The following is a 23,150-nucleotide window of genomic DNA, read 5'->3' on the forward strand; positions in this document are numbered from 1 at the left end:
GCACACGCGACACCGCGATCATGTTCACTTAGCAGTGCACGATTCCTTCCAATCTCACACCCACACGCCCGCGCAATCCGCACACACTTTTGGGATCACCCGGCCTACTTATACACATCTTCAAAACCAGAACATAGTTATCAACCGACCGTAATCGCAGTGAGAGAATATCCACTTATCCACAGATTTTCGTAAGCAGGTGGCGCCGACCGCGCATTTTCGCTTACGCTGCCCACATGTACGCACAGACACCGCAAGATATGACCCGCGCTCTCTTCGAAGCGCAACTCGTAGAACTACAGCGCGCCCGCGCAATCCGCAAGAAATACCATACTGATGTGGTGCTCGGTCTCACTTCCGCTATCAGAGTTTTGCTAATCGATATGCCGTCGCTCTATGACAAGATCAAACTGCTCGATTATCTGCATATCGTGGTGGAGGAACCGAGATTCCGCTCGTCGCATGAAGGTGTGAAATTTCACGCTTATACAGCGACACTTCCACCCGACCGAACACCCGACCGAACACTACAGCGCGATCGCACTTCTAGGCAAACGGCAGCCACTCCAGAAACGCCACATACACAAACGGCACGTTCGCATAAAAAAGTAACCCGCGATACCACCCCTTTTGCCGCTTACGAAAACAGCAAATACGCTCCGATTTTCGTTGAGCCGCATATTTTCACAGTGCATCCGTTGCTGCTGTGGGTACAGATGGCCGCATATCTCAGGCTCGAGGAATTGGTGGTGCTGGGCGATGCGATGATGCGTCGCAGCTTCTATCGTGTGCACGTCTCCCCGGCAGATTTTGCGACATTATTGAACGAGTTGCCAACCACGTTCCCGCATCGCAAGAAATGTGATAAAGCGGTGAAATTACTTGCCGAAAATACCGATTCCTGTATGGAAACACGATTGCGATTCCGTATGTTGCGCGCCGGCTACGGTCCATTCGTAATCAATTATCGGCTTCCGTTAAATACTGCCGATAAAAAGCAGGCTTTTCTCGATATTGCAATTCCGAATTTGAAAATTGCGATTGAATATTCCGGTAAATTTCACGCACAAAATTGGGAAAGCGACGAAGCTCGCCGCACAGCGCTGTCTTCAGCCGGCTGGCAAATACTTTCCGTCAACGCCGAGACCTTAAGCAATTCAGGTAAGTTCAAGGATTTTCTTATACAACTTTCAATGACGATTGCAAGACAACAGACTATATTGCAACGTAATCAGCAAATGTAAGATACTGCAATCTACGACTTAATATGTATGCGTGCGCGCATAAAACACATGACAACTGCAATGCATCCATACACGCGCACGATGGAAAATGTCTTGTGGTCGGCAACAACCGACTACTTGGCTTGCGAAGTCTTACGGTGAGAACCAGCCTTCGGACCACGCTTGCCGACAGTGCCATTCTTGGCACCTTCCACGTTGAACACGATCACCTGCTCGTCGGAATAATACTCGCCGTCAAGTGCGTAGAACGCAATTTTGGTAGGATCGTCCAGCTCGGGGAAGCTGAAGAACTTTTGCGTCGCAACAAGCAAATCAACATTGCGCAACGTCACTGCAGAAGCCTCTCCCGGCTTCTTGGTGGCGAAGCGAATCGCATATTCATCCTTGTCATTGCACTTTTGAATCGCAAATTTCTTCTCGTCATTGTTCACAAGAACCTTGACGTATTTAGGGAAGCCCAGCACAGCGCTGACGTTCTTGGAAAAACGAACGGATTCAAGCATGACCGTCATGGTCAATTTACCGTTATTGCTTTCGCCAACCTCTTTAAAACCATCCAGAATAGACATATAAAAGCCTTTCTTAAATCAAAACAACTACCGGAAAAACTTTACATCATTTTACGATTGAATACGAATCGTCATGAATATTCCACAAATAGCGTATAACGATAACAGAAAAGAGGGGTAAATAAAAGGGTGTAAATATCACAATCTACAACTTACGTAAATTGCAATATTTACACCCTTAAATAGTACAAATATCAGCTTCTGTTATGCGATTTAGTTGGCACCGGCGCCACTGCCAGAAGATGCAGCACCCCCATTGCCGTTGACTCCGACACCGGCGCCATTGTCTTCTTTACCAGCATCACCAGCATTAGCAGCATTAGCAGCATTATCATCGCTGCCAATATTGTCGTCACCATTATCACCATTATTCCGCGATGGATTCCAATACTGTTGCGCCTGTTGAGCCTGTTGAGCCTGTTGAGCCCGCGCCCGTTGCGCCTGCGCCTGAGCCTGAGCCGCCGCAGCCTCCTGAGCAGCCCTCATGGAAGCATTCACCGCATCTGACGCAGCGGAAATCGCCTTCGACGCCTCCTGCATAGCCTTAGTATCAACGCTATTGCCGTCAATCAGCTTCTGTGCGGCATCGATCGCCTGGGAAAGCGCGTCGCGTGTCGAATTATCCGCGACTTGCCAAGCGGAGCTGTCAAGCAACGTACGCGCACCGGAAACGCTCTGCCCCAAAGCGTCGCGAATCTGATTGGCTTCCAGTGTCTTCTTGCTGTCTTCCACCGATTTCACGTCCGCAATGATGGTCGCGGCTTGTTCCTTCATGTCATTGCTATGCTTGTTCATGCTGCGGGCACGCGATTGCAGCACGGATTGCGCAAGCGACGTGGAACATTCACTGGCCGCACCGAATTGCTCGCCCTGTTTGACGCTTTGCCTCAACTTTGTCAGCGTGCTCGCGTCGGCGACTTGGCTATCCGTCAGTTTCTGCGAAGTTTCAGCTTTCCTTATCGCCTTGCTCAAGATTTCGTTCGCTTCGGAATATTTGCTGCGCGCTTTTTCGCACATTGCGATTGCAGCGCTCTCCTGCTGCGCTTCTTTTTTCGCACGCACAACGAATACACCGCCCACAATTATGACGATTACCGCCACCGCAGCAACCGAACCCACTACTATTTTCTTGATAGGCGACGGCTTTTCCGGCGATGCTGGGATGGTTTTCAGCGGATCATGCTCCGGATCGTCCTCTTTTTCTGCCTTCTTGCGAACGATATCAGCAAGGGTCACACCCCTACAGTCACCCAAACAACCAATAATTACTGCAATCTCACGCATGCAAACGTTTCAGAAAACATGCTCAATCCACCCGTCGAACCCAGATAAAGAGGCACGATACAATAGACCAAGCGCGTTAAAGGAGCTTGAAAAATGAATTTCAATCGGTACATCGCATTACGTGCGATCGTCGAATTCGTGGGTGCTGTAGCATGCGCAACGCAACTGTTTCAGCACCGTACCTGGCCAGGCATCATCATGATGTCGTCAATCGCCCTGCTCTGGATTATCGGCGAACTGTGGCTCACCATGGTGTACAACCGCGCGTATCCGCGCCGCGACGAGCTGTCCGACGAGCATCAGGCCACCGCCATCCGCTTCACCTTCTTCATACTGGTGGCGGCACTGGTGGTGCTGGGCTTCATCGGCATGATCGTCTCGCTGTTCAAGCATGTGCCATTCAACATTCCCGCCATGGCGCTGCCGACCCTCGGCATGCTGGCGCTGGCCATCGCCGACGCGCGATACCTGTGGCTGGAACGTGCGGGCGGGGAAAACGGAGAAGACGATGAAGACTAGTCTGAAATTCAAACGTATGGAACGCGGGCTCAAACAGTCCGACCTCGCCGACCTCGTCAACGTGCGCCGCGAAACAATCGGACGACTCGAGCAGGGTCAGTACTGCCCATCGCTCAGGCTTGCCATGGATCTGGCAAAAGCGCTCGACACCACCGTCGAAGACCTGTTCAGTTTCGACGACGAGGAATAGCTTCGGCGTGTCGTTTTCCAATTTTCCTCAAGAATGGCGAGTTTCCAACGAAAATTCTATATTTGACGATTCGGGGGCATGTGCGAAGCTCGTCACACGATGAGACATCGACGTCACATATGTGCGAATGGCGTCACACCACGGGAAGGGCGCCATTCCAAGCGAAGCGTATAGTCAAGGCAGTAGCAGGGAACCGCAAGGCGAACTGCTGAAGACACTTCCACTTATTAGAGAGGAATTACGATCATGAAGAAGAAGATCGTTGCAATCCTGGCTACCATCGCCGCCGTGTTCGGCTTCGGTTTCGCTGCCAACTCCGCAATGGCTGTCGACCAGTACGGCGCAACCGGCACCGTCTCCGGCAATGTTGCGACGTTCACGTTCACCGGTCTGACCCCGGGTCAGTACTACGTCGTGTCCTACGACGACACCACCGTTGAGAACGTCACCCTGGCTGCCACCAAGTATTCCAAGGCCGCCAAGGCTCACGACGATGGCACCCTGACTGCCACCTACACCTTCAAGAAGGGTTTCGCTGGCACCATCAGCTCCCAGATTTTCGCTTCTGACGCTGAGGGTCACCACACCGGCGCTGCCCTTGCCTCCGCGTCCGTGACTGTGGCCGCCACCGGTACTGGCGCTGCCGATGCTGCTGCTAACGGCTCCGCTCAGACCGCTTCCACCGGTGCTGCCATCGCCCCGTACGCTGTGGCCGTCGTGCTGCTCGCCGCTGCCGGCATCTCCCTGGTTGCCGTCCGCAAGAGCTCCGCTCGCTGAACTCGGCTCAACCGGAAATAATTGAACACTTACGTTCATGAAGGGCTTGGGGCATTCCCAGGCCCTTTTTTACGCTTATTTCGCGCGCACCCCACAGGGCATCCACGCACGCAGAAAGGACACCAATGAAGGTTGTATTCGTCTGCACCGGCAACGTCTGCCGTTCCCCCATGGGAGAGCTGTTGCTCCCTCACTATATGCCCGATCTCGAGGCCGACAGCGCCGGCACGAGAGGACTCGACGCGCATGAAATCGCGCCAAACAGCGCAAAACTGCTGGCCGCGCATGGCATCGATGCCAAACAGTTCCGTTCCAAGCGCATCACCCCGCAACTGGCGAACAGCAGCGGCCTGATTCTGTGCTTTGAGCACGAACAGCGCAAGGAGATCGCGGTGATCGCTCCAACGGCGGCGTGCAGGACTTTCCTCATCAACGACTTCGCCAACATGTGCGCGTATTGCAAAGAACAGGGGTATATGGATGGCGATACGCGCGAGGAACGACTCGAATCCGTTATCGATAATGCCAGCATGATCCGCCCTATGATTCCCGATACCGCCAATATCGAAGATCCTATGGGTAAAGATTACGCGGTCTACGAGCGTTCATATCAGGAGATTTGCAAGGCTTTGCAGACCATTGCTGATACCACCACTCGATAACCCCTTACTGTAAGGGAGTCAAGCTGAAACCATGGTCACGCTCAGCGCCCTCCCCCACAAGGAGCTTTCCCCCATCTGGGAGGGCTCCTTGCTATTATGAGTTTGTTTTGGATTTTGAAAATCTCTGAGAGGGAAACATGGCCGCAGCAGAAAGTACAGCGTCACAAAACGGTCAGGTAGTGGTTGAGCCTACCGAAACGGAAGACAACGGCATCACCCTGATGGACCTGTTCCGTATTGTCCGCAAGCATATTGTGGTCGGCATCATCACTTTTGTGGTGGTCTTTGCCGCCGTGTGCGCCTACACGTTCCTGGTTCCGCCGAAATATTCGGCCACTTCCCAGGTGTTCGCCACGTACAGCGATTCCTCGGTGCAGGATAATAACATTTCCAACATCAACAGCGCCAGTACGTACATCACTAACCAGATTCAGTCGTACCCGACTCTGGTCACCACTGAATCCGTGCTGAAGCCAGTCATCGATGACTTGGGTCTCGACACTACTGTGGCGGGTCTTGCTGGTCAGCTGACGGTCACGAACCCGACGAACACCGCCTTCGTGAATATCACCGCGCAGAGCGGCGATGCGAAGCAGTCGTCCGACATCGCCAATGCGGTAGCCGAATCGTTGAGCAACGTAGTGGAAAAGTCGCTGTATGCGTCTGGCAAGGAATCACCGGTGAAGCTGTCCATCGTGCAGCGTGCCAGCGTGCCGCTCTCCCCCAGCTCCCCCAAGGTGGCGCTGTATCTCGCCGTCGGACTGGTCGGCGGCCTGATCCTTGGCGTCTTCGCCACGCTCATTCGCGATCTTATGGCCACCCGCGTGGAGGAAGCCAACGATCTGCAAGACATCATCAACGCCCCTATCATGGGCCGTATTCCAACAGACGACAGTCTGAAGGGCATCAAGCCGATCATCATCTCCTCCCCTGCCGGTCGTATTTCCGAGGAATTCCGCCGTATCCGCACCAACCTATCGTTCACGTCGAAGGTTGAAGGCTCCAACGCCCGCATGATTGTCATCACATCCGTCGGCCCGTCCGAAGGCAAGACCACCGTTTCCGTGAATGTGGCCGCAGCCTTGGCCGAGAACGGTGCCAAGGTGCTGCTCATCGACGCCGACCTGCGTCACCCGTCCGTGGCCGACCGACTTGGTTTGGAAGGCGGCGCTGGCTTGGCGCACGTCCTGTCCGGACAGGCCACCGTCAAGGATGTGGTGCAGCGCTATTGGAAGCCGAATCTGCATATCATGCCTGCCGGTCCGAAGCCGCCGAACGCTTCCATGCTGCTGAATTCGAAGACCATGACCGAAATGCTGGACATGGCCCTGCAGACCTACGATTACGTGATTGTGGATACCTCCCCGATGGTCGTGGCCAATGATGCCGCCGTATTCGGTGCGAAGAGCGATGGCGTGGTACTGGTTTCCGGCCGCGACGTCACCATGAAGCGCGATCTGAAGGATATTGCCGTTCAGCTTGAGAACCTCAACGTTCCGGTTGTTGGATTCGTGTTCAACTTCGAGAAGGAGCGCAAGACCTCCAACAACGACAATTACTACTATTACGACGAGGGCGGCAAGACGAGCCACAAGGCTCCTAAGTCCCGCTCCGAAGCCAAGCGCAAGAAGTAGCTCGGGGTTAAAGTCCGCTGATTCAAGAGAAGGCTGGAAACCGCTGTGGTTTCCAGCCTTTCTTTATGTCTTCAAGGCTGACAGGTGAGGTGGATTCGATCTTTTCGTTTCGAGCCGGTTTCCGTCTCGTCTTATGCGCCTTTCCTTGTACGCCCTCTCTGCGCCCACAGCTGATATGGCACTTGCCGGATGCCGCTATCATGTGGGTATGAGACTTCTTGGCAATATTCTGTGGCTGATTCTGGGTGGACTGTTCCTGGCCGCCGGCTGGGCCGTCATCGGACTGGTGCTGTGCGTCACCATCGTCGGCATCCCGCTGGGCGTGCAGGCGTTCAAGATGGCGGGGCTGACGTTGACTCCGTTCGGCAAGACCGTGGTCTATGGAGGCGGCGTGGGCTCGGTGCTGGTCAACATTGTGTGGTTCGTGCTGGCCGGTGTGTGGATGGCGATCGGCTACGTGTGCGCCGGACTGCTGAACTGCATTACCATCATCGGCATTCCGTTCGGTATCCAGTCGTTCAAAATGGCCAAACTGGCGCTGTGGCCGTTTGGTTCGCAGATTTACAGCCTGTGATTAGCGCATCCAGCGCAGTCGGCCATCGGATGCCGTCCGACACGTGAGTATCGAAGAGCTGCGATCCGATTGCGCCGTAGCTCCTGCGGAAGAGCAGAACGCGCCACCATGCGCTCTACCGAGTGACGTTGCCGCCGGAGCCTGCGCCGGCGATTGCGCAGCTTGGGACTGCTGCTGCGCCACTTGGGCCAACTGTTGTTCTTGAGCCTGCTTCTTGGCTTCCTCACGTTGCGCGATGTTCTTTTCACGCTCGTCGAGCTGTGTTTGCCGCTGGTCTTGCTCCTGTTGCTTCTGGTCTTGCTCCTGCTGTTTCTGCTCCTGCTCGGATTGTTGCTGGTCAAGCTGCTTCTGTTGCGAATCCTGTTCGGCTTTCTGCTGCTCCAACTGATCCTTGAGATCCTGAATATCGTCCAGTTTCCGGTTGAGCTCATCGACTTGCCGCTGCAGTTTGTTGTTGTGCTGTTTCTGCGAAGTCAACTGCTGCTCCAGTTGCTTATACTGGCTGCTTTGCGTCGGATCAGCACTCATGTTGCCTATGGCGAGCGCTACGACGGCAACGAGAATAATGACGATCCACCGTTTCCAAGAGCCTGGCTGCTTGGATTTCTTCGTATGCTTTCCACCGGTTGGAGGGTCGGTTGGCCCGTTGGAGTTTGAAAGCTCGTTGGTTGAGACAGACGGAGTGTTGGTCAAAGTCAGCTTGTCCGCATCGGAAGGATATGGCATGACGGTGGTTTCCACTGGCGAAGTGGTCAGCGGCAGTTGTGCAGCATCCGCTTTGGATCGTTTTGTGTTCTTCTTGGCTTTCTTCGCCTTGGCGGGCTTCTCATCTGAGATCTTTTGGCTGTAGCTGATGCCGGTTCCCGGAACACTGGCTCCAACATAGGTGCCGCGCTTTCCCACTGTGACGTGTGGCGCTCCGCGTTTGCCGAATGTGACGCTGCTGATGCCGTTTTTGCCGAGATTGACGCGCATGCCTTTACCCAAGCTGATGCTTTTTCGAATCCTGAATCCCATGCTCTCCCCTTTGATAGCGTCTCTCTTGCTAGTCATTATATGACTTTTCGGGGTTGGGTCCGTTATTTCAATGCGCCTCAGCCAGTTTTTCTTCTCTTATATAAAAGCCCGTCACATTGTTTTCTTTTAGGCGTCTCCAAAAAAAACATTTACGGAGTGTAGAACGTGCCGAAGCGGCCTGAAGCATGCGTCCATGGCAAGAAAAAGCATCCAAGACTCCGCCTTTCATATATTCGACGTTCCGACCCTCCCCTATCAGGAACAAGAACCAAGAATCCCGAAAACGTCACCATCCCGATCGAAACAATTCCCAACCCAATATAAGAAGGGGGACACCGCAAAAGCCTCCACACACAAACAGAAAACGTCCAAGGCAACGTCCCAGATTGCACGATGTTGTTTCGTATGACAAAACATCAAGACATCCGTTCCTTCTCCCGAGAAGGAATCAGCAGAAACTCAAGCACAATGAAAAGGAGGAGCCGACGCATCGACTCCTCCCAGGTTTCGCCCGAAGACTTCCACCGCAATTAAACGGGAATGCACTAATCTTAATAGGCGAAAGCAGCCAGAGCAGGGCACGAACGGGGGTACACGCCTAACGTAGCACGCCGGCGCACTCCAAAGAATTTCAAATGGAGGCAACCTCTAGCATCGAACCGCTCCGCATGGTTCTTCCTCGACAAGGAACAGACCATCAAATCCAACCTCAAGCGCGTGTAGTAGACCATAGAACACACCCCTTTTAAGAACCTTATTCGTACAATGCCCTACCTCGCGTTCGGCTGTACAAGACCTGCTTTGAAGCATTGGATTAGATACACCGCAGAATGAACGGCCGCCTGAACCTTTCCCTTTAGAGACCACTCCAGAATCCGGACCGCCGTGACAGTCGGGCTGACTGTTCATTAGACCACTCATAAGTAATTGGATGACACCGCCGAGAACATTGCCCATACACCCGAAACCGAATCATTGGGATTGCGCAGGCAACGCAGCAATCGACAACGGCACTATTGACATCGCAGGTATATCATGCGACTGCAATTGTTCAACGAGCTTTTCCCTCATGTAAGGCCATGCAACGGAAAGAGCCTCCGGGGTATTTTCATCATCAATGGGCGAATCGAATTGAATCGCATAGCGCAGATCGGATACGAAAAAAGGAGACACATTCTTTTCGGAATCGCCTTTTTTGAGAGTGATCTCCGAATGCAACGTTAATTCGTACGGCCAAGGCTTGTCATCACTTGGATTCAAACCAAAATTAAAATTGATGTTGCTTTCCGCGCCTTCCTGCGAGTCTTGGGCAAGGTCGCGCTCGCTTGACTGGCCGAGCAGCATAATTCTGTTGACGTTCATCCAACCAGCTCCTTTTTCGATTCCACGTCTTTATTTGCACGCCAAGGAGCAGCCTTGCCCGAAGCACCCATTACAGTAACCTTGCGTAAACCATCATGATTTGGTTTTTGCCGGGATACTGTTACCTCTACGTTGATGCCGCCCATCGTTATATCGCCATTGGACCATTCACTTGTTACCTGCAATTGTCGAACGGCCTTCCACGTATCGTATTTCCGGCACCCCTCCGGTTTTAGCTCCGCAGGCTCGACGCTATATGTAATGCGCGCCCCGACTTCCAACGCATAGTCGGTAAGCAATGTCACAAGCTTTTTTCTTCCGTTCTCAATCTGAGATATGTAAGACTGGGACACACCCATCTCATCAGCCAATTGCTCCTGAGTCATACCCCGTTGCACACGCATAGAGACAAGACCCTCAAGAAGCTGGTCCTCAGCGTGATACAAATCGTAGGCAAGTTCCCGATAATCGTAAGGAAGCTGACCATCCATGGTTCCCTCCTGTGGTGGATATTACTTATAGTAATATCCACCACAGGCTCGACATTATTACCGTCAACCCTAATTATTATGAAATGGTCAATTTATGAAATCAGCGACAATTGTTAAAAGACATCATCTGTATCAGTTAACATATATATAGCTGACAGAGAGTTACAAGAGTCAAAAGAGGGAAAATGAGCAATATCATTGCCTTAGTTTGGGATTTTGATAAGACCCTCGTAGATGGATATATGCAAGATCCTATTTTTGAAAAATATGACGTAGTCTCCAAAGACTACTGGAGAATGATTAACAATCTTCCTCAAAAATACAAGGAAGAGCAAGACGTTGAAGTTAACAAAGATACCATTTATCTCAACCAATTCATTAAAGATGCGCGCCCTGATGGTTGCTTCCCTGGGCTGAATAACGAACAACTAAAAGATTTTGGCAAAGAATTAAAATTCTACAAAGGTGTCCCAGATATTTTCGAGGCAGTTAAACGAGTAGTCGATCAAGACGCATATAGAGAACGCGACATTCATGTGGAAAACTATGTTGTCAGCACTGGAATGTCCAAAGTAATTCAAGGTTCAAAAATTGAACCATATATGAAACATATATGGGGATGTGAATTCATTGAAGATGAAAATGAAAATGGGCAAAAAGTTATTAGTGAACTTGGTTACACTATCGATAACACGTCTAAGACCAGGGCTTTATTTGAAATAAACAAAGGTATTCCAGAAACTCCAAACATTGACGTAAACGCGAAAGTCCCCGAAGAACTACGTCGAGTCCAATTCAAAAATATGATCTATATTGCAGATGGCCCCAGTGACATCCCCGCATTTTCCGTCGTGAAACGGTACGGTGGCGCTACTTTTGCGGTTTATCCCAAGCACGACGAAAAAGCCTTTGATCAAGTCGAACAAATGCGAAGAGACGAACGCATCGACATGTATGCAGAAGCCGATTATTCCGAAGGAACAACAGCATATATGTGGCTAACACACAAAGTGAAACTTCTTGCTGAAGGTATAGTGCAGAGGGAAAAGAAGCGACTGGAGGAATCCATTTCAAGTGCGCCACATCATATTTCATAAACATTAGCCACTACCGCCCCTTCTTTTACATCCTTTATTATACGAAAGTCTAAGAGAAGGAACATCAGAATCAAACAATCAAAATTTTTAATTATCAGAAATCGGCGTTCTATCTTTTCTTCCTGTCTGACCTATCAGACAGGAAGAACGTGGGTAACAGCACTATAATTTGTCGTGAGCAGATTCAAATCCAATAGGATTACGAGAAGAAGCTTTCCTCTGCAAATCGATTAGATGGAAAACCTCAGATTCATCTAGATCAAGCCATCGACCATCGAAAGGCGACTGATAAAACTCATTCGGAGGCAGCGGAACAATCTTACTCCCCTTTTCCGATGCATGAGAACGCATTGCCGTCTCCTTTCTATGTGGTTCACGTCAGTATAACGCGTGAATCTGGACAACACACTATGACCAAGCTCATTTTTTCATCACAACGCTTTTCGTAACTCACTACTCCATTCGTTTACCATACCTTGCATTTTCTTTGCGAGATTTTTATTATCAACACTGTTTATTTTCTTACCTATCCCGATAGAAAGAACAGCCATTGGCAGGATACTGAACCCTTTGGATTCCTGCACCTGAATAGGGAACGCCATTACCTGTTTCCATATTCCATTTTCAAAACTCTGACTACTGCTTTGATTAGTCCCAAGAACACGTCCTGCAATATATGGGCTATCAAACCCGACCGCCTCATTCCGCAGCTGTTCTTTGTACAGATAAATACGATCATGAGTAGCATATCGCGTGAGTTGACTGCCATGCGCAATCCAGAGAGTCACATTGATTCTGCAATGTCCAATCAACGCCTCACACTGACTAGCTTGCTCATGAAGCTTCTCTGCGAACCTCTCTTGATAAGAACGAAATTCCGTTCCCGTTAACTTCTTCCATAGCCGTTTAGTTCTTGTTGCTGGAGGGCAGTAGCTAGAATTCCCCATATAACCAATCTCGTTAATCAGCGTTGCCGCATCAGTATAATCATTCACAAAAATCGGATGAAATCCAATTGATTCCCATTGAGCAGCAAGCACTTTCTTCATTCCCATAAACTGATTTAGCGTCACCTCGGGCATACTTTCACGCGCAATCAAAACCGTAGCCCGAGAATCACCTGAGTTCTGTAAAACATCAGACAACCAGAATCTCATATCAGGATCGCTAAAAGACGTTCCGGCAATAAGTAAATGATGCCCCTCTGTCACTGTCTGCTCAAGATAATGCTTAGCATGGTTCTTACCATCTCTCATGGCTTTGTTGTAGTCATCATGCGTAAGAACAACATCTTCTACAGTTGCCGAACTTCCATCACTTGCCGGGAAAACCTTACCGTGTAAATGCTCAACAGGAGGAAAAGTCTGTTTCCCTGAATCAACCGCAATGCGAGCAATGGCATATTCAAGAAGTAAATCAAAATTTAGCGTCGCCAAATGAACAGATTCCTGATGCTGGAAAGCGAGTCTTGCTGTTTGCTGATGGAAATATGACGGAGGATACGGGTTATATGAAGCACCCTCCGGGTATAGTGCGGCGAGGATACATCTCTTCCACTCATTCTCATTGCCGCAATGTTGTTTTACAGCTTCAGCTAAAAATAGCAAATCACCAGCATCACATAATAACGACGCCATATTTGCAGACACTGTCATTCCTTGTTGTCGGAGCATATTGCCAATTAAATCTTTCCATGAAGGCAACCCCGAAGGAACGGACGCTCCAGCACCAAGCAATATCGTCAGTTCTTCGTTTCGGTCTATGCGCGGAAGCTGCTTAATGATTGACCACTCCAACTGAGATGCGACCATAAGAATTACCACCCCATCTATTCCGTCTCCATCAACGGCATAAGACATGTCAATAATTTTTTGATATTATCACATCGATAGCGCAGATAACGTCCGATAGTTTGCGCAGATTCGGCTTTGGGGCCTGATGGAAAAGGACATGGCCCGGTCTTGGTACGATTTTCAGTCGCCAAACATAGAAAACCGCGATTGAAAAGCAGGTCAGCGCCATGTCCAAGGAAATCATACAGTTCGACGACGCCATGTTCGAGTCCAAGCTCGACCGGATGGTGCGGGAGAAGGTCGAGCAGACCATCAACCTGATGCTCAACGAGGAGGCCGACCGGATCCCAACGCCGCCAGATACGAGAGAAGCGGCGACAGGAAGGCCTTCCGGGCCGGCCACTACGACCGCCACCTGACCGCCAAGGCCGGCAAACTGAACCTTCGGGTCCCGAAGCTGAAGGGCGAGACGTTCCGCAGCCAGGTCATCGAACGCTACCGCCGTCGCGAGGAAAGTGTCAAGGGGGCGCTGATGGGGATGTACATGGCCGGCGTGAGCACCAGGCGGGTCGATGACATCAGCCAATTGCTGTGGGGAGAGCGCATGCCCTCGCAGACGCTCTCCGACAAGCTCAAGAGGGTCTACGGGGAGATCGACAAGTGGCGCACGAGGCCGCTGGAGGGCGCGTGGCCGTACGTGTTCGTGGACGGCGTGTGTCACAAGCGTTCCTGGGGCGGGCACGTGGAGAACGTAAGCGTCCTGGTCGCCATCGGCGTCGACGCGGACGGCCACCGGGAGGTCATCGCGGTCGACGAGGGCATGAGGGAGGACGCGGCCAGCTGGGAGCAGTTCTTCAGGGGCATGATAGAACGCGGCCTCAAGGGCGTCCGGCTCGTGGTCGGAGACCGGTGCGCCGGGCTCGTGTCCACCGTCAACTCGATGCTGCCGAAGGCGAGGTACCAGCGGTGCATGGTGCACTTCATGCGCAACGTGCTCTCCAAGACGCCGCCCAGCCACAGGGATTGGGCTTCCGCGGCCCTGAAGGCCGTCTTCGCGCAGGAATCGCGCGAAACAGCCCTGGCCAGGCCGAGACCGTCGCCGCGGAGATGGAATCCAGGAAACTCAGGTCGGCGGCCAACTGCCTGCGCGAGGGGATCGGCGAGACGACGACCTATCTGCTGGGCGAGTTCCCCGTGAACCACAGGACCAAGCTGCGCACGAACAACATGATCGAACGGCTGAACCGTGAGATCCGCCGGCGCACGCGCGTCGTGGGCGGCTTCCCGGACAGCAACAGCGCGCTCATGCTCGTGTGCGCCCGCATCAGGTACGTCACCGCCAACAGCTGGTCCGACCGGCGCTACATGGATATGTCCCGGCTCGATGACAGTCTCGTGGAAGCGAACTGATCATCGCGCCATGGACGGCCATGATCCAAAGTGCGCAACCTTTCGGGCACTACCGCGCAACGCGGTCTGGATTAATACAGGCGAGTACAACATGAGGCAACGCCACGGGCAGGCCATGCTCGACAACTAGTCCCGAAGGCCGGCGGCTTCTAATCAATCCGCCACCGGCCTTCTCCCACCATAATGCTGGTCCCCAAGCACAATAACCAGTGGCCTCAAAAGCTACAAATATTCAGCATGCTGCGGAAAAGGTGCCATATATAAGCCACCTAGTAAAAACCAACTCTTCGAATCTGCCGCAAATAAGCCGGATAGACATCCTTGCGGAGACTTTTCTCCCGGTCTACGACGCTCCCCTATTCACCACCGCGATTTCAAAAGCTCGATTCCCGAGGCACGCCAGAATGGAATACGCCAGTACCCGGAACACACATGGTATGCACCTTTTTAGCGTAACCGCTGCACTTTTCTTCGCGCCCATGCACTTTTGCTACGACTCCTGAATCCTGTTGGTTCGCCTGCACTTAGGTCTGTTGTTCAGCCTGCGCTTGGTTCTGCTGAGCTTGTGCGCCTGTGAAACTCTCCTTTGACTACCATCTCTCACTGTCGATTATATGGAGGAGACGAGAAGCAAACCAAGAGTAGAAGAACAAGTCAATCATTTGCCGATTCGGCCCGATCGAATCGAAATCATGATTACACTTCGACAGAGTGAAATGAGATGAATCCTGTATACACTCACCATATTTAGCGTTTTCTCCTTAGGTCAACCACTAGAAGTATGGAATGTCTTTTATTGGACAAAAAGTTTTACCTTTGGTAGACTATCCATTTGTTAAAAGCCACCAATGCCTCTCACTGAAGCACACTAGGGTGGCATTTTTCTTGCTCGAGGGGATTCCATGGCAAATTCGCATGACGGCAACGCACAAGTTCTTTCCTATCCGAAGCACCCACCAAAAGATTTTTCAGATCTGGCAGCCACTCTAATTAGGAACGGCTTGGGCAGAGTAGATGCCGAGACCCTTGAACGCCACCTCGAACAGGTTGGCTATTTTCGTCTAAAAGGATACTGGTATCAATTCCTTAGCCCATCTTCCTCATGCGACTACAAGCATGTCCTCCCGTTCAGAAAGGGGACACAGTTCCAGCAAATCTGGTGCAGATACATATTCGATCAGGAACTGAGAACTCTCGTGTTCGACGGCATAATCACCTTTGAAATATATCTCAAAAGCTTTCTCGCACACGAGCTTTCCTTGTTTGGCGGCGAATTTGGATATACCAAGCCTGAAGGATTGCCTGAGCTTAGCTTTGATGACTATCTGGCATGCATTAACTCGTTAAGAGCATCGTTCACGAAATCTAATCTGCCATACCTTAAACATTTCAAAAGAACATATAAAGACCCCTTGCCGCCGTATTGGATGATAGTAGGCTGCCTAAGCTACGGAACGTTGAAAGGGTATTTTTATCAGGGATCCCCTGATTCTGTTAAAAGAAAGCTAGCAGCGAAGCTTCATATTTTTAATCCAAATACCAATCCCGAAGTACATGGAGATATCAAGATTCTCTCAAATTGGTTGGAAACGATTAGGCAGGTCCGCAACATGGTTGCACATCATGATCGTTTCTGGAACGAGACCAGTACCCGTATTGTTCCGAAGCTGCCTAAGCATCGGAGCGGTTTGCACGCCAATGAATGGTGGGGCAACGATTGGGACGCTTTCAGAACGGACTCTACCGGCCCCGCCGCCTTCCTCACCATGGAAAACTACCTGCTGCAACAAATCGATGGCTCCGCATGGAAGAACAAATTCATCAGTCTCATGGACCGCTATCCGGAAATTCTTGCAACGGAAATGGGATTCCCCGAGGATTGGCGATCACTCGCATTGTGGTCATGACGACAGGCGCACGCCGTCCGTGGTTCCATGCTCCCCCTTGATCATGATTTGCAAGCGTCCTCCGGAGGTCGGCGACCGCGCGGTTGCCGAGAAGCTCAACGACAGGCCCAGGAAGACGCTCAGCTACCGGAAACCGAGCGAGGCGATGTTGGAGGACGGGTTCTAGTGAACGTCGCAACACCATGATCCCGAAAAGGAACGAATCATGGCATACGAGTTCGATGGTGCCCCCTACGAGAAAAGGGCCAACATGCTGGCCACCCGCCACGCCAGATACCCCGGACTGGATTGGCAACGGTGTGTTGGACAGTTCCTTAGAGGACGAGTCCCTGTTCGGTGAATTCCTTCGGGCTCCGGTATCCGAGGGCGGAGCGGAGCCGCTGGTTGTCGGACCACCACACGTAGTCGTCGGGGTCACGCCTCAGTCGCTCGATCGTGGTGCAGTGGTTCCGGTACACGAGCTCCTTCTTCAACAGCCTGTTCGTCGACTCGCCACGGCGTTGTCGCAGGGGTCGCCCTTGCGCGACAGCGACCGCTTGACGCCGAACACGCGAAGCAGCTCGTCGATTCTCGTGTTGTCGAACTCGCCGCCCCGGTCGGTGTGGAACACCTGAATATCCGTCAGCGGGAAGTCGAGGGCGGCGAACGCGGCCAGCACCAGGCCCGCGTCCCTGGTCCGTCCGACGGAATGGCCGGCGATGCCCCTGTCCGCCAGGTCGACCAGCAGGCACACGTACGCCCATCCGTCCCCGACTCTCACGTACGTCAGGTCGCTCGCCGGACGCGTGCGTGGGGCGTAGCCGTCGAACCCGCGGTCCAGCAGGTTCGCGAGCTTCGCCTCGTTGACCCGCGTCTTGTGCGGTTTGAACCGTCTGCGCGTGTACGCGCTCGTCATGTCCCGCCGTTTCATGATGTCGACGATGCGCCTTCTGGAGGCGGTGACGCCCCTCCGCTCCAGCGCGGCCTTGATCTTCCTGGCGCCGTAACGCTCATGGCTGTCGCGCCGGACCGCGTGCACGTCGCCGGCGATCGGGTCCACCCGCTCGGCTTCGGGATGCCCGGTCATCCAGTAGTAGGTAGAGCGGAGAACGCCCGGTATTCTGCATTGCGCTGATATCGGATAACGGGCGGCGGCGGCCCGTATCACGTCTACCTTCGCGCGAATACCGGCGCCGCCTGTTCTGAAACGTCCACCTCCATCTCCAACCGCCTGTTGCGTCTCCTCAGCTCGATCAGCTCGTTCCGCTCGGGCGTGCGGTTGTCCGCGGCCCGGGTGGAGCCGCTGTTGCGGATGCCCTGGACCCAACGGTGCAGTGTGGAATGCGCGATGTCGTGCTCGGCCCTGATCTCCCGGGATGGCCTGCCGCTCTCGCACGACTGCACGATCTGCCGTTTGAACGCCTCGTCGTAGTGGCGGGGATACTTCGGGCCGGCCATCGTCGGCCTCCAATCCCATGTCATTCGTCCCTCATCGGACTGTCTAATACATTGTAGCCAATCCACCCTCCCGGTTCCGCAATTCGTCGATCCGGACATGTTCCTCTGCCGACAGGTGGGAATACGCTTTCATATCGAGCGCGACACTTTCTCCGGTCATGAACCTGAACACTTCCAACCATAGACAGGTGTTGCGCATCTATTTAGAACTCGGGGGTTCAGCATTAATAATGACGAGTATCATAATATCCGAGTGGTTACGCCTTCTCGTTGAAGAGATGGTGCAGGGTGTGAAATTCAAGGAGACGGAAGTCATGAAACGTACGGTTGCCTTTTATTGGTTATCCCAAAGGAGCTGTGACGGATCTTCATACAGGCCCGTGGAAAACTTAAATTGGTGGGAACATCTGTCTGAGCTAAAGGACACGGCATGGGACAATAAAGCCATCAAAGACATTAGGTATGACGTTTTGCTTGACGAAGAGTATCCGATTCTAAGTGTCTATGAAGAATTTGATTCAGCGTTTATGAGGCATATAGACGATAAAAACAAACGCGTTACCGACTACATGGATGACTATGTGGGAGACGATAGTGGCAGGCTAGCTAAATCTTCGGCCTACGCGTTTTTCCCCAATGAAGGAATTGTGGGACGAATTGGCGGCTCATCCACAAGCCGTAGCGTGTCTCCTCTTGAAAGAGCTCTTGCAAGATATTGGCCTCTTGAAACGGGAATGAAGTGGAACGTTGCTCCCGTTGTTACGATTGACAGTTTAGAAAGATTCAGAGAAGAGGTTAAGGGATTATCTTCTCTGCACGCAAAATTCACGACAAAGCAGACATTGTCTTCAATTCCAAACGAGGGCGGCACTGCCGGAGAGTATTGCCAGAAGTTGGCTAATGAAATTGGAGCGGATATTGATGTTGATGTCAAAATATCTATTTCGAATGATTCTGTTTTTTCAATGCCGAGGAAAAGATTTAAATTATCGGTCTCTGACTTCGTTCCATTCGTGGCTGGTCAGGGAAAGAAAATGAGTGTTAGCGGCGTTGACTTTGCCGATAAATTACTTGAGCTCAATCTTGTCGAGCATCCGGTTACGGAACAGGAGGAAATCGTCATTTCAAAAGGTGAAACGCATCAGTTTACGAATCTTATAAAACATCTCGTGACCGTTTGCGAGCAGCAAGAGGAAAACTTGTATCGGATAACACGGGAAAGACAGTCATAGAAACATGAAGAAAACAAAGAATGCTCCAGATACACCTGCGTCTTCCATTGCGAATAGCATTGCGGCACACCCATTCGTCGACGCCGTTGCATCATTGGTAGTTAGCGTGTCTTGGTATATGTCGGGGTGTCGTACCTTTGATTTCGAAGAGCCCTGCGCAGAATTGTTTACTTCCTTGTCTTCTGTTTTCCGGACTTCTTATGGCTGCGGCCACCTTTATTTGTTCCATGGTGTATCAGTCTGGTTCGGGACGAATGAAATATGTGATAACCAAGTATTCTGGTGAATTATCTAGAAACTGGTCAAGCATCATTGTCTGGACAATGGTTACAGCAGTTCTTCCGCTTATCTCGCTGTACATCTATAAGGAGTATGCAAGAGTAGCTATAGCGGTTTCCTTGTACTCAGTATTGATGATGTTTTTCAAGACAATCAGAAGTATGCACTGGCTCAAATACACTTTGTTTATGCAAAAGGCGTCACAGAAACTCCGGGGTGAATTCACTGACGATGATATGAAGAAGGCTGCTGCCCGCAGTGATCGTTTCTGAAGAAGCTTTCATACGACGAGTTGAGCATGTCATTCACTATGCTCAACTCGAGGTTGAAGAACGGAAGACATCTCAGTTCTCCAACCTCCGAAAAGAAGTCTGCTGACAGTTGTATTGAACCGGAAGAGCTTTGCGAACATGATGCATAATTATGAGCAGGAGCAGAGTGATTAATAAAATGGTCATGACCAAAAGGCGCGCGGCCTTCTGACACTACTATCTTGCAACCTATATCTGCATTATATATGGCAGATTTGGCTTCTTAACATGAGACTTCTCACTTATGCATGGCACAGCTTCTTGATATGGCCTGATTTTTGTTCCGCCCTTATAGTGGGGCGGCTTGCGCCGCTTGGTTTGCATAATACTCGGTTTCGGTCCGTTCCGGTGTCCTGTAGCCCAAGGACTGGTGCAGACGCTCCGAGTTCCACCACGAGACCCACCGGAACGTCGCCAATTCCAGGTCCCTCAAATCCCGGAAGGGCTTGCGTCGCCAGACGAGCTCGGTCTTGTACGCGCCGTCGGCGCTCTCGGCCATGGCGTTGTCGTACGAGTCGCCGACCGTGCCGGTCGAGGGAAGCATGACGAATTCCCCGACCCTGGTGGTGCACACGAGGCTGATGTACTGCGCGCCATGGTCGGAATGGTGCACGAGACCGTCCGTGCCGCCATGCGAGGCGGCCCATGATATCGCCTGTCCCAGCGCCTGCAGCGGCAGCTCCCTGGCGTCCATGGTGGTGGCGCACGCCCATCCGACGATTCTGCGGGCGAACACGTCGGCGGCGAACGCCGTGTAGCCGAACGAGCCGTTGGCCATGCGCACGTAGGTGATGTCGGCCACGTGCAGCCGGTTCGGCGCCTCCGCCTCGAACCCGCGTTCCACGAGGTCGGGCCTGCCGCCCGTGCCCCTCGCCGGTTTGGTGGTGACGGGCGTCCTGCCGCGGCGCACGCCGCGGATTCCCGATTCCCGCATGACGTTCATCACCTGGTCGCGGCCGATCTCGGCCGGATCCCAGCCCCGCGCCAACAACCGGGCGTGCGTCTTGCGGTGCCCGTACACGGCCATGAAGGAATCGGCATGGATCTCGAGGATGCCGCGGGCCGGCGCCTCGTGCCTGGCGGCCATACGGCTGACGGGCTTGGATCTGAACATGCGGTAGCCGCGCGGCGTGATGAACCCGCAGTCCAGCGAAGCGGCCAGCACCCTGCAGATCGGCCCGACCCTGAAACGGTCCTTGAATTCGTCGATGTAAGCGACCATCAACGCCGTGTCGGGTCGAGCCGTGCCGCGAAAAAAGCCGACGCCGTCGTCAATATCTCGTTCGCCCGCCTCAATCGCGCGACCTCGGCCCGCAAACTCTTCAACTCCGCCATCGCGTCTTCGGCCGACTGCTTGGTCTCCGCCGCGACCGTGGCGTCCGTCTTGTTGCGCCAACGGCGCAGCGTCTCCGGCGCGACCCCCAGATTGTTTTGCTTCAATTTTTCTTAAGCAATTTCTGCACTATTTTTCCGCAGCAGGGGCCGGTGCCGTTTTGTTGGACTCGTCATTGATTCCATCACCACCAATCATGCCACAAGACCGAGCCCGCGTCGACGGTCCATGATGCCCGTGTCCGAACTCCGTCTTGATCCTCTTGTCCCGGTACCAGACCATGTACTCGTCGAGCATGTCGATGAACCCGTCCATCGAAACGCCCGCGAAGCTGCGCTTGTGGAAGAACTCCTGCTTGAGACGGCCGAAGAACCCTTCCGCGGCGGCGTTGTCCGGACTGCATCCCTTCGCGCCCGTCGAACGCGTCAGGTTGTTGTCCTTGCGGATGCGGATCCATTCGGGCCACCGGTAGTGGCAGCCACGGTCGGAATGGATGATTGGTTTCTCCCCGTCCCTGAGCGTGGAGCACGCGTCGGCGAGCATGCCGTTGGCCAATGCCGCGTTCGGGCTGGTGCCGATCGTCCACGCGACCGGAAGCCCGTCGTAGCAGTCGATCACGGGCGACAGATAGGCCTTGCCCGCGGGAATCGAGAACTCGGTCAGGTCCGTGACCCACAGCATGTTCGGACGCTCGGCATGGAAGTCGCGGTTCACCAGGTTCTTCGGGGCCTTGGCCGGCTCGCCCTTGTACGAGCCGTACCGCTTCGCGCTCTTGAACGACGGCTTGATCCCGTTCTTCGTCATGAGCCTCATGATCCGTTTGGCCGATACCCTGATACCCATGCTTTCCGGCTCCAGGTGGACCCGCTTGTACCCGTAGCGGCGTTCGCTGTTCTCGAACGCCTCTCGCACGAGCTCCAGCAACGGCGCGTCCTTGTCGGGGCGTTTCATGGCGTTGAGCTGGTAGTGGTACGTGCCGCGCGCGATGCCGACCACGGGCAAGAGGCTTCCGGCGGTCACGCCCAGCGTCTCGCTAACGGTCTTGACGAGGATCGTCTTCTCTCGGTTGGTCAGGTTTTCCGGGTCTGCGCCCGGCTCTTTTCCCAACAGCTCCAACGTGCCCTTCCGGATCGCGATCTGGATGTCGAGCTCGCGCTCGGTCCGTCGTCTGGCCTCGATGCCGGCGTCCAGCCCGTCCAGACGGGCCTGCATCTCCGCAAGTCTCCGCTCCATCGACGCCACCGCGTCCGCCAGGCCGGCCACGTCCCGCGGTCCGGCGGCGGCCGGCGGCATGGCCGCCGGCGTAAAGGGCTCCACGCCGGTTTTCCCCTCCCCGGCCGTCGGGGGCTTCCTTCTGGGTGTTTGTGTCACGTGCGTCTCCTTGGATCCGGCGAGCATCTGCCGTTTCCAGTTTCCCGACGACGGACGCCTCCACGCCCAGTTCGGCTGCCGCCTCGCGCGATTTCAGCCGTCCGGACGCGACCGCGACCACCGCCTTCCGCTTCAGTTCCTCGGGCACGGGGCCGTGCCTCAGCTTGCGTCGGCCGGGCGCCAGCTCGTCGATCCACGCCATGAGCAGTTCCTTGCTTTTGGGATATCCCAGCATCCGCATGGTGCGGCTGAGCCGTCTGCCGTATTCGAGGTAGTGGTCCACCGCGGCCTGTTTCTGCTCGTCCGTGTACCGCCGGTACCGTTTCCCGCGAGTGGACCGTCTTCCGGTGCGTTCCTCCTCGAGGCGTTCCCGGTACCACACCGGCAGCATCCCTCTGCTGGGATAGCCGAGCTCGCGGATCACGTCCGCGGCGCAGCACTCGTATCTGATGTACAGGTCCACGGCCCTGTCGCGCTGCTCCTTGCCGCACTTCGCCATAAGGGGGTTCTCCTCCCGATCGGGGAGTCCAAGAAAACGTCACCACCTCGAAGCGTCCACCTCGATTTGACGAAATACACCGGTTCACCCGTCATGTCCCGGCCGGTCTCAGGTATCGGCCTGATGTGCGAGTGCCGCGGCGACGTCACCGACCGCAG

21 protein-coding genes and 2 pseudogenes are annotated in these 23,150 nt (G+C 53.4%); 12 read left to right on the top strand and 11 right to left on the bottom strand.

Annotated elements, in window-relative coordinates; translation table 11 throughout:
• Positions 1 to 236 precede the first annotated feature (236 nt).
• Positions 237 to 1,244: a hypothetical protein gene (locus BAD_RS07155; protein ID WP_011743830.1), complete on the top strand. Its 1,008-nt coding sequence runs from the start codon at positions 237 to 239 to the stop codon at positions 1,242 to 1,244.
• A gap of 113 nt (positions 1,245 to 1,357) precedes the next feature.
• Here BAD_RS07155 and BAD_RS07160 read toward each other — a convergent pair whose 3' ends face one another.
• Together BAD_RS07160 and BAD_RS07165 are read right to left on the bottom strand one after the other, a co-directional pair.
• On the bottom strand, positions 1,358 to 1,813 hold the full coding sequence (locus BAD_RS07160; protein ID WP_011743831.1) for a hypothetical protein: 456 nt from the start codon (positions 1,811 to 1,813) through the stop codon (positions 1,358 to 1,360).
• A 213-nt stretch (positions 1,814 to 2,026) separates the two neighbouring features.
• Positions 2,027 to 3,097: a hypothetical protein gene (locus BAD_RS07165; protein ID WP_011743832.1), complete on the bottom strand. Its 1,071-nt coding sequence runs from the start codon at positions 3,095 to 3,097 to the stop codon at positions 2,027 to 2,029.
• 93 nt (positions 3,098 to 3,190) lie between these two features.
• On the opposite strand from BAD_RS07165, the gene BAD_RS07170 reads away from it, so the two are divergent.
• The 6 genes from BAD_RS07170 to BAD_RS07195 all read left to right on the top strand — a co-directional run bounded on the left by BAD_RS07170 (position 3,191) and on the right by BAD_RS07195 (position 7,453).
• Positions 3,191 to 3,616 (top strand): hypothetical protein, encoded by a 426-nt coding sequence (locus tag BAD_RS07170; protein ID WP_041777406.1) that lies wholly within the window; start codon positions 3,191 to 3,193, stop codon positions 3,614 to 3,616.
• The gene (locus BAD_RS07175) at positions 3,606 to 3,806 is read left to right on the top strand and encodes a helix-turn-helix transcriptional regulator (protein WP_041777407.1); all 201 of its coding nucleotides are present in this window, start codon (positions 3,606 to 3,608) and stop codon (positions 3,804 to 3,806) included. The genes BAD_RS07170 and BAD_RS07175 overlap by 11 nt, the downstream gene beginning before the upstream one ends.
• Positions 3,807 to 4,052: 246 nt before the next feature.
• Complete coding sequence (locus BAD_RS07180) at positions 4,053 to 4,583, top strand: hypothetical protein (RefSeq protein ID WP_011743654.1); 531 nt, start codon at positions 4,053 to 4,055, stop codon at positions 4,581 to 4,583.
• Positions 4,584 to 4,708: 125 nt separating this feature from the next.
• Positions 4,709 to 5,245: a protein-tyrosine-phosphatase gene (locus tag BAD_RS07185; protein ID WP_011743655.1), complete on the top strand. Its 537-nt coding sequence runs from the start codon at positions 4,709 to 4,711 to the stop codon at positions 5,243 to 5,245.
• Between the two features lie 137 nt (positions 5,246 to 5,382).
• Positions 5,383 to 6,879, top strand: coding sequence for a polysaccharide biosynthesis tyrosine autokinase (locus BAD_RS07190; RefSeq protein WP_011743656.1), 1,497 nt, complete (start codon positions 5,383 to 5,385; stop codon positions 6,877 to 6,879).
• Between the two features lie 208 nt (positions 6,880 to 7,087).
• Positions 7,088 to 7,453 carry a YccF domain-containing protein gene (locus BAD_RS07195; protein WP_041777408.1) on the top strand — a complete coding sequence of 122 codons (366 nt, stop codon included), beginning with the start codon at positions 7,088 to 7,090 and terminating at the stop codon, positions 7,451 to 7,453.
• Here the strand turns inward: BAD_RS07195 and BAD_RS07200 are convergent, their stop codons facing one another.
• From BAD_RS07200 to BAD_RS07210, 3 genes are all read right to left on the bottom strand, one after another.
• Complete coding sequence (locus BAD_RS07200; RefSeq protein WP_041777409.1) at positions 7,454 to 8,470, bottom strand: DUF4236 domain-containing protein; 1,017 nt, start codon at positions 8,468 to 8,470, stop codon at positions 7,454 to 7,456.
• 972 nt (positions 8,471 to 9,442) lie between these two features.
• Positions 9,443 to 9,832, bottom strand: coding sequence for a hypothetical protein (locus BAD_RS07205; protein ID WP_041777410.1), 390 nt, complete (start codon positions 9,830 to 9,832; stop codon positions 9,443 to 9,445).
• Positions 9,829 to 10,323, bottom strand: coding sequence for a helix-turn-helix domain-containing protein (locus BAD_RS07210; protein WP_011743662.1), 495 nt, complete (start codon positions 10,321 to 10,323; stop codon positions 9,829 to 9,831). The genes BAD_RS07205 and BAD_RS07210 overlap by 4 nt, the downstream gene beginning before the upstream one ends.
• A 185-nt stretch (positions 10,324 to 10,508) precedes the next feature.
• Between BAD_RS07210 and BAD_RS07215 the strand changes: the two genes are divergently transcribed.
• Positions 10,509 to 11,420: a haloacid dehalogenase-like hydrolase gene (locus BAD_RS07215; protein WP_011743663.1), complete on the top strand. Its 912-nt coding sequence runs from the start codon at positions 10,509 to 10,511 to the stop codon at positions 11,418 to 11,420.
• A gap of 431 nt (positions 11,421 to 11,851) precedes the next feature.
• Here BAD_RS07215 and BAD_RS07220 read toward each other — a convergent pair whose 3' ends face one another.
• On the bottom strand, positions 11,852 to 13,279 hold the full coding sequence (locus tag BAD_RS07220; protein WP_011743664.1) for an SIR2 family protein: 1,428 nt from the start codon (positions 13,277 to 13,279) through the stop codon (positions 11,852 to 11,854).
• A 161-nt stretch (positions 13,280 to 13,440) separates the two neighbouring features.
• Here BAD_RS07220 and BAD_RS07225 point away from each other — a divergent pair.
• Together BAD_RS07225 and BAD_RS07235 are read left to right on the top strand one after the other, a co-directional pair.
• Positions 13,441 to 14,623: pseudogene (locus BAD_RS07225) on the top strand (IS256 family transposase).
• Between the two features lie 902 nt (positions 14,624 to 15,525).
• Positions 15,526 to 16,530, top strand: coding sequence for an Abi family protein (locus BAD_RS07235; protein WP_011743666.1), 1,005 nt, complete (start codon positions 15,526 to 15,528; stop codon positions 16,528 to 16,530).
• A gap of 314 nt (positions 16,531 to 16,844) precedes the next feature.
• Here BAD_RS07235 and BAD_RS09315 read toward each other — a convergent pair whose 3' ends face one another.
• The 3 genes from BAD_RS09315 to BAD_RS09325 are packed head-to-tail and all read right to left on the bottom strand — an operon-like array spanning position 16,845 to position 17,991.
• Positions 16,845 to 17,003 carry an IS3 family transposase gene (locus BAD_RS09315; RefSeq protein WP_231837037.1) on the bottom strand — a complete coding sequence of 53 codons (159 nt, stop codon included), beginning with the start codon at positions 17,001 to 17,003 and terminating at the stop codon, positions 16,845 to 16,847.
• Positions 17,000 to 17,677, bottom strand: a complete 678-nt coding sequence (locus BAD_RS09320) for a DDE-type integrase/transposase/recombinase (protein ID WP_231837039.1) — start codon at positions 17,675 to 17,677, stop codon at positions 17,000 to 17,002. The genes BAD_RS09315 and BAD_RS09320 overlap by 4 nt, the downstream gene beginning before the upstream one ends.
• Before the next feature lie 2 nt (positions 17,678 to 17,679).
• A complete protein-coding gene (locus tag BAD_RS09325; RefSeq protein ID WP_231837041.1) occupies positions 17,680 to 17,991 on the bottom strand; it encodes a transposase in 312 nt (103 codons plus the stop codon).
• Between the two features lie 134 nt (positions 17,992 to 18,125).
• On the opposite strand from BAD_RS09325, the gene BAD_RS07250 reads away from it, so the two are divergent.
• The gene (locus BAD_RS07250; RefSeq protein ID WP_011743668.1) at positions 18,126 to 19,199 is read left to right on the top strand and encodes a hypothetical protein; all 1,074 of its coding nucleotides are present in this window, start codon (positions 18,126 to 18,128) and stop codon (positions 19,197 to 19,199) included.
• A 200-nt stretch (positions 19,200 to 19,399) separates the two neighbouring features.
• Positions 19,400 to 19,750 carry a Na+:H+ dicarboxylate symporter gene (locus tag BAD_RS09330; protein ID WP_146741161.1) on the top strand — a complete coding sequence of 117 codons (351 nt, stop codon included), beginning with the start codon at positions 19,400 to 19,402 and terminating at the stop codon, positions 19,748 to 19,750.
• Between the two features lie 281 nt (positions 19,751 to 20,031).
• Here BAD_RS09330 and BAD_RS07260 read toward each other — a convergent pair.
• Positions 20,032 to 21,211, bottom strand: a pseudogene (locus tag BAD_RS07260) (IS3 family transposase); the annotation flags it as partial.
• A gap of 40 nt (positions 21,212 to 21,251) precedes the next feature.
• Entirely contained in the window at positions 21,252 to 22,493 is a 1,242-nt protein-coding gene (locus BAD_RS08910; protein ID WP_231837043.1) for an IS3 family transposase, read from the bottom strand.
• Between the last annotated feature and the right edge of the window lie 657 nt (positions 22,494 to 23,150).

The organism is Bifidobacterium adolescentis ATCC 15703 (genome assembly GCF_000010425.1).
GTDB classification, from domain to species: Bacteria; Actinomycetota; Actinomycetes; order Actinomycetales; family Bifidobacteriaceae; genus Bifidobacterium; species Bifidobacterium adolescentis.

Excerpts from the sequence above, each read along its gene's own strand:
- BAD_RS07190 (WP_011743656.1), top strand. The coding sequence starts at position 5,383 with ATGGCCGCAGCAGAAAGTACAGCGTCACAAAACGGTCAGGTAGTGGTT.
- BAD_RS09330 (WP_146741161.1), top strand. The coding sequence starts at position 19,400 with ATGGCTGCGGCCACCTTTATTTGTTCCATGGTGTATCAGTCTGGTTCG.
- BAD_RS07155 (WP_011743830.1), top strand. The coding sequence starts at position 237 with ATGTACGCACAGACACCGCAAGATATGACCCGCGCTCTCTTCGAAGCG.
- BAD_RS07170 (WP_041777406.1), top strand. The coding sequence starts at position 3,191 with ATGAATTTCAATCGGTACATCGCATTACGTGCGATCGTCGAATTCGTG.
- BAD_RS07215 (WP_011743663.1), top strand. The coding sequence starts at position 10,509 with ATGAGCAATATCATTGCCTTAGTTTGGGATTTTGATAAGACCCTCGTA.
- BAD_RS07210 (WP_011743662.1), bottom strand. The coding sequence starts at position 10,323 with ATGGATGGTCAGCTTCCTTACGATTATCGGGAACTTGCCTACGATTTG.
- BAD_RS07165 (WP_011743832.1), bottom strand. The coding sequence starts at position 3,097 with ATGCGTGAGATTGCAGTAATTATTGGTTGTTTGGGTGACTGTAGGGGT.
- BAD_RS07195 (WP_041777408.1), top strand. The coding sequence starts at position 7,088 with ATGAGACTTCTTGGCAATATTCTGTGGCTGATTCTGGGTGGACTGTTC.
- BAD_RS07180 (WP_011743654.1), top strand. The coding sequence starts at position 4,053 with ATGAAGAAGAAGATCGTTGCAATCCTGGCTACCATCGCCGCCGTGTTC.
- BAD_RS07220 (WP_011743664.1), bottom strand. The coding sequence starts at position 13,279 with ATGTCTTATGCCGTTGATGGAGACGGAATAGATGGGGTGGTAATTCTT.
- BAD_RS07200 (WP_041777409.1), bottom strand. The coding sequence starts at position 8,470 with ATGGGATTCAGGATTCGAAAAAGCATCAGCTTGGGTAAAGGCATGCGC.
- BAD_RS07235 (WP_011743666.1), top strand. The coding sequence starts at position 15,526 with ATGGCAAATTCGCATGACGGCAACGCACAAGTTCTTTCCTATCCGAAG.
- BAD_RS07175 (WP_041777407.1), top strand. The coding sequence starts at position 3,606 with ATGAAGACTAGTCTGAAATTCAAACGTATGGAACGCGGGCTCAAACAG.
- BAD_RS09325 (WP_231837041.1), bottom strand. The coding sequence starts at position 17,991 with ATGACATGGGATTGGAGGCCGACGATGGCCGGCCCGAAGTATCCCCGC.
- BAD_RS07250 (WP_011743668.1), top strand. The coding sequence starts at position 18,126 with ATGAACCTGAACACTTCCAACCATAGACAGGTGTTGCGCATCTATTTA.
- BAD_RS07205 (WP_041777410.1), bottom strand. The coding sequence starts at position 9,832 with ATGAACGTCAACAGAATTATGCTGCTCGGCCAGTCAAGCGAGCGCGAC.
- BAD_RS07185 (WP_011743655.1), top strand. The coding sequence starts at position 4,709 with ATGAAGGTTGTATTCGTCTGCACCGGCAACGTCTGCCGTTCCCCCATG.
- BAD_RS07160 (WP_011743831.1), bottom strand. The coding sequence starts at position 1,813 with ATGTCTATTCTGGATGGTTTTAAAGAGGTTGGCGAAAGCAATAACGGT.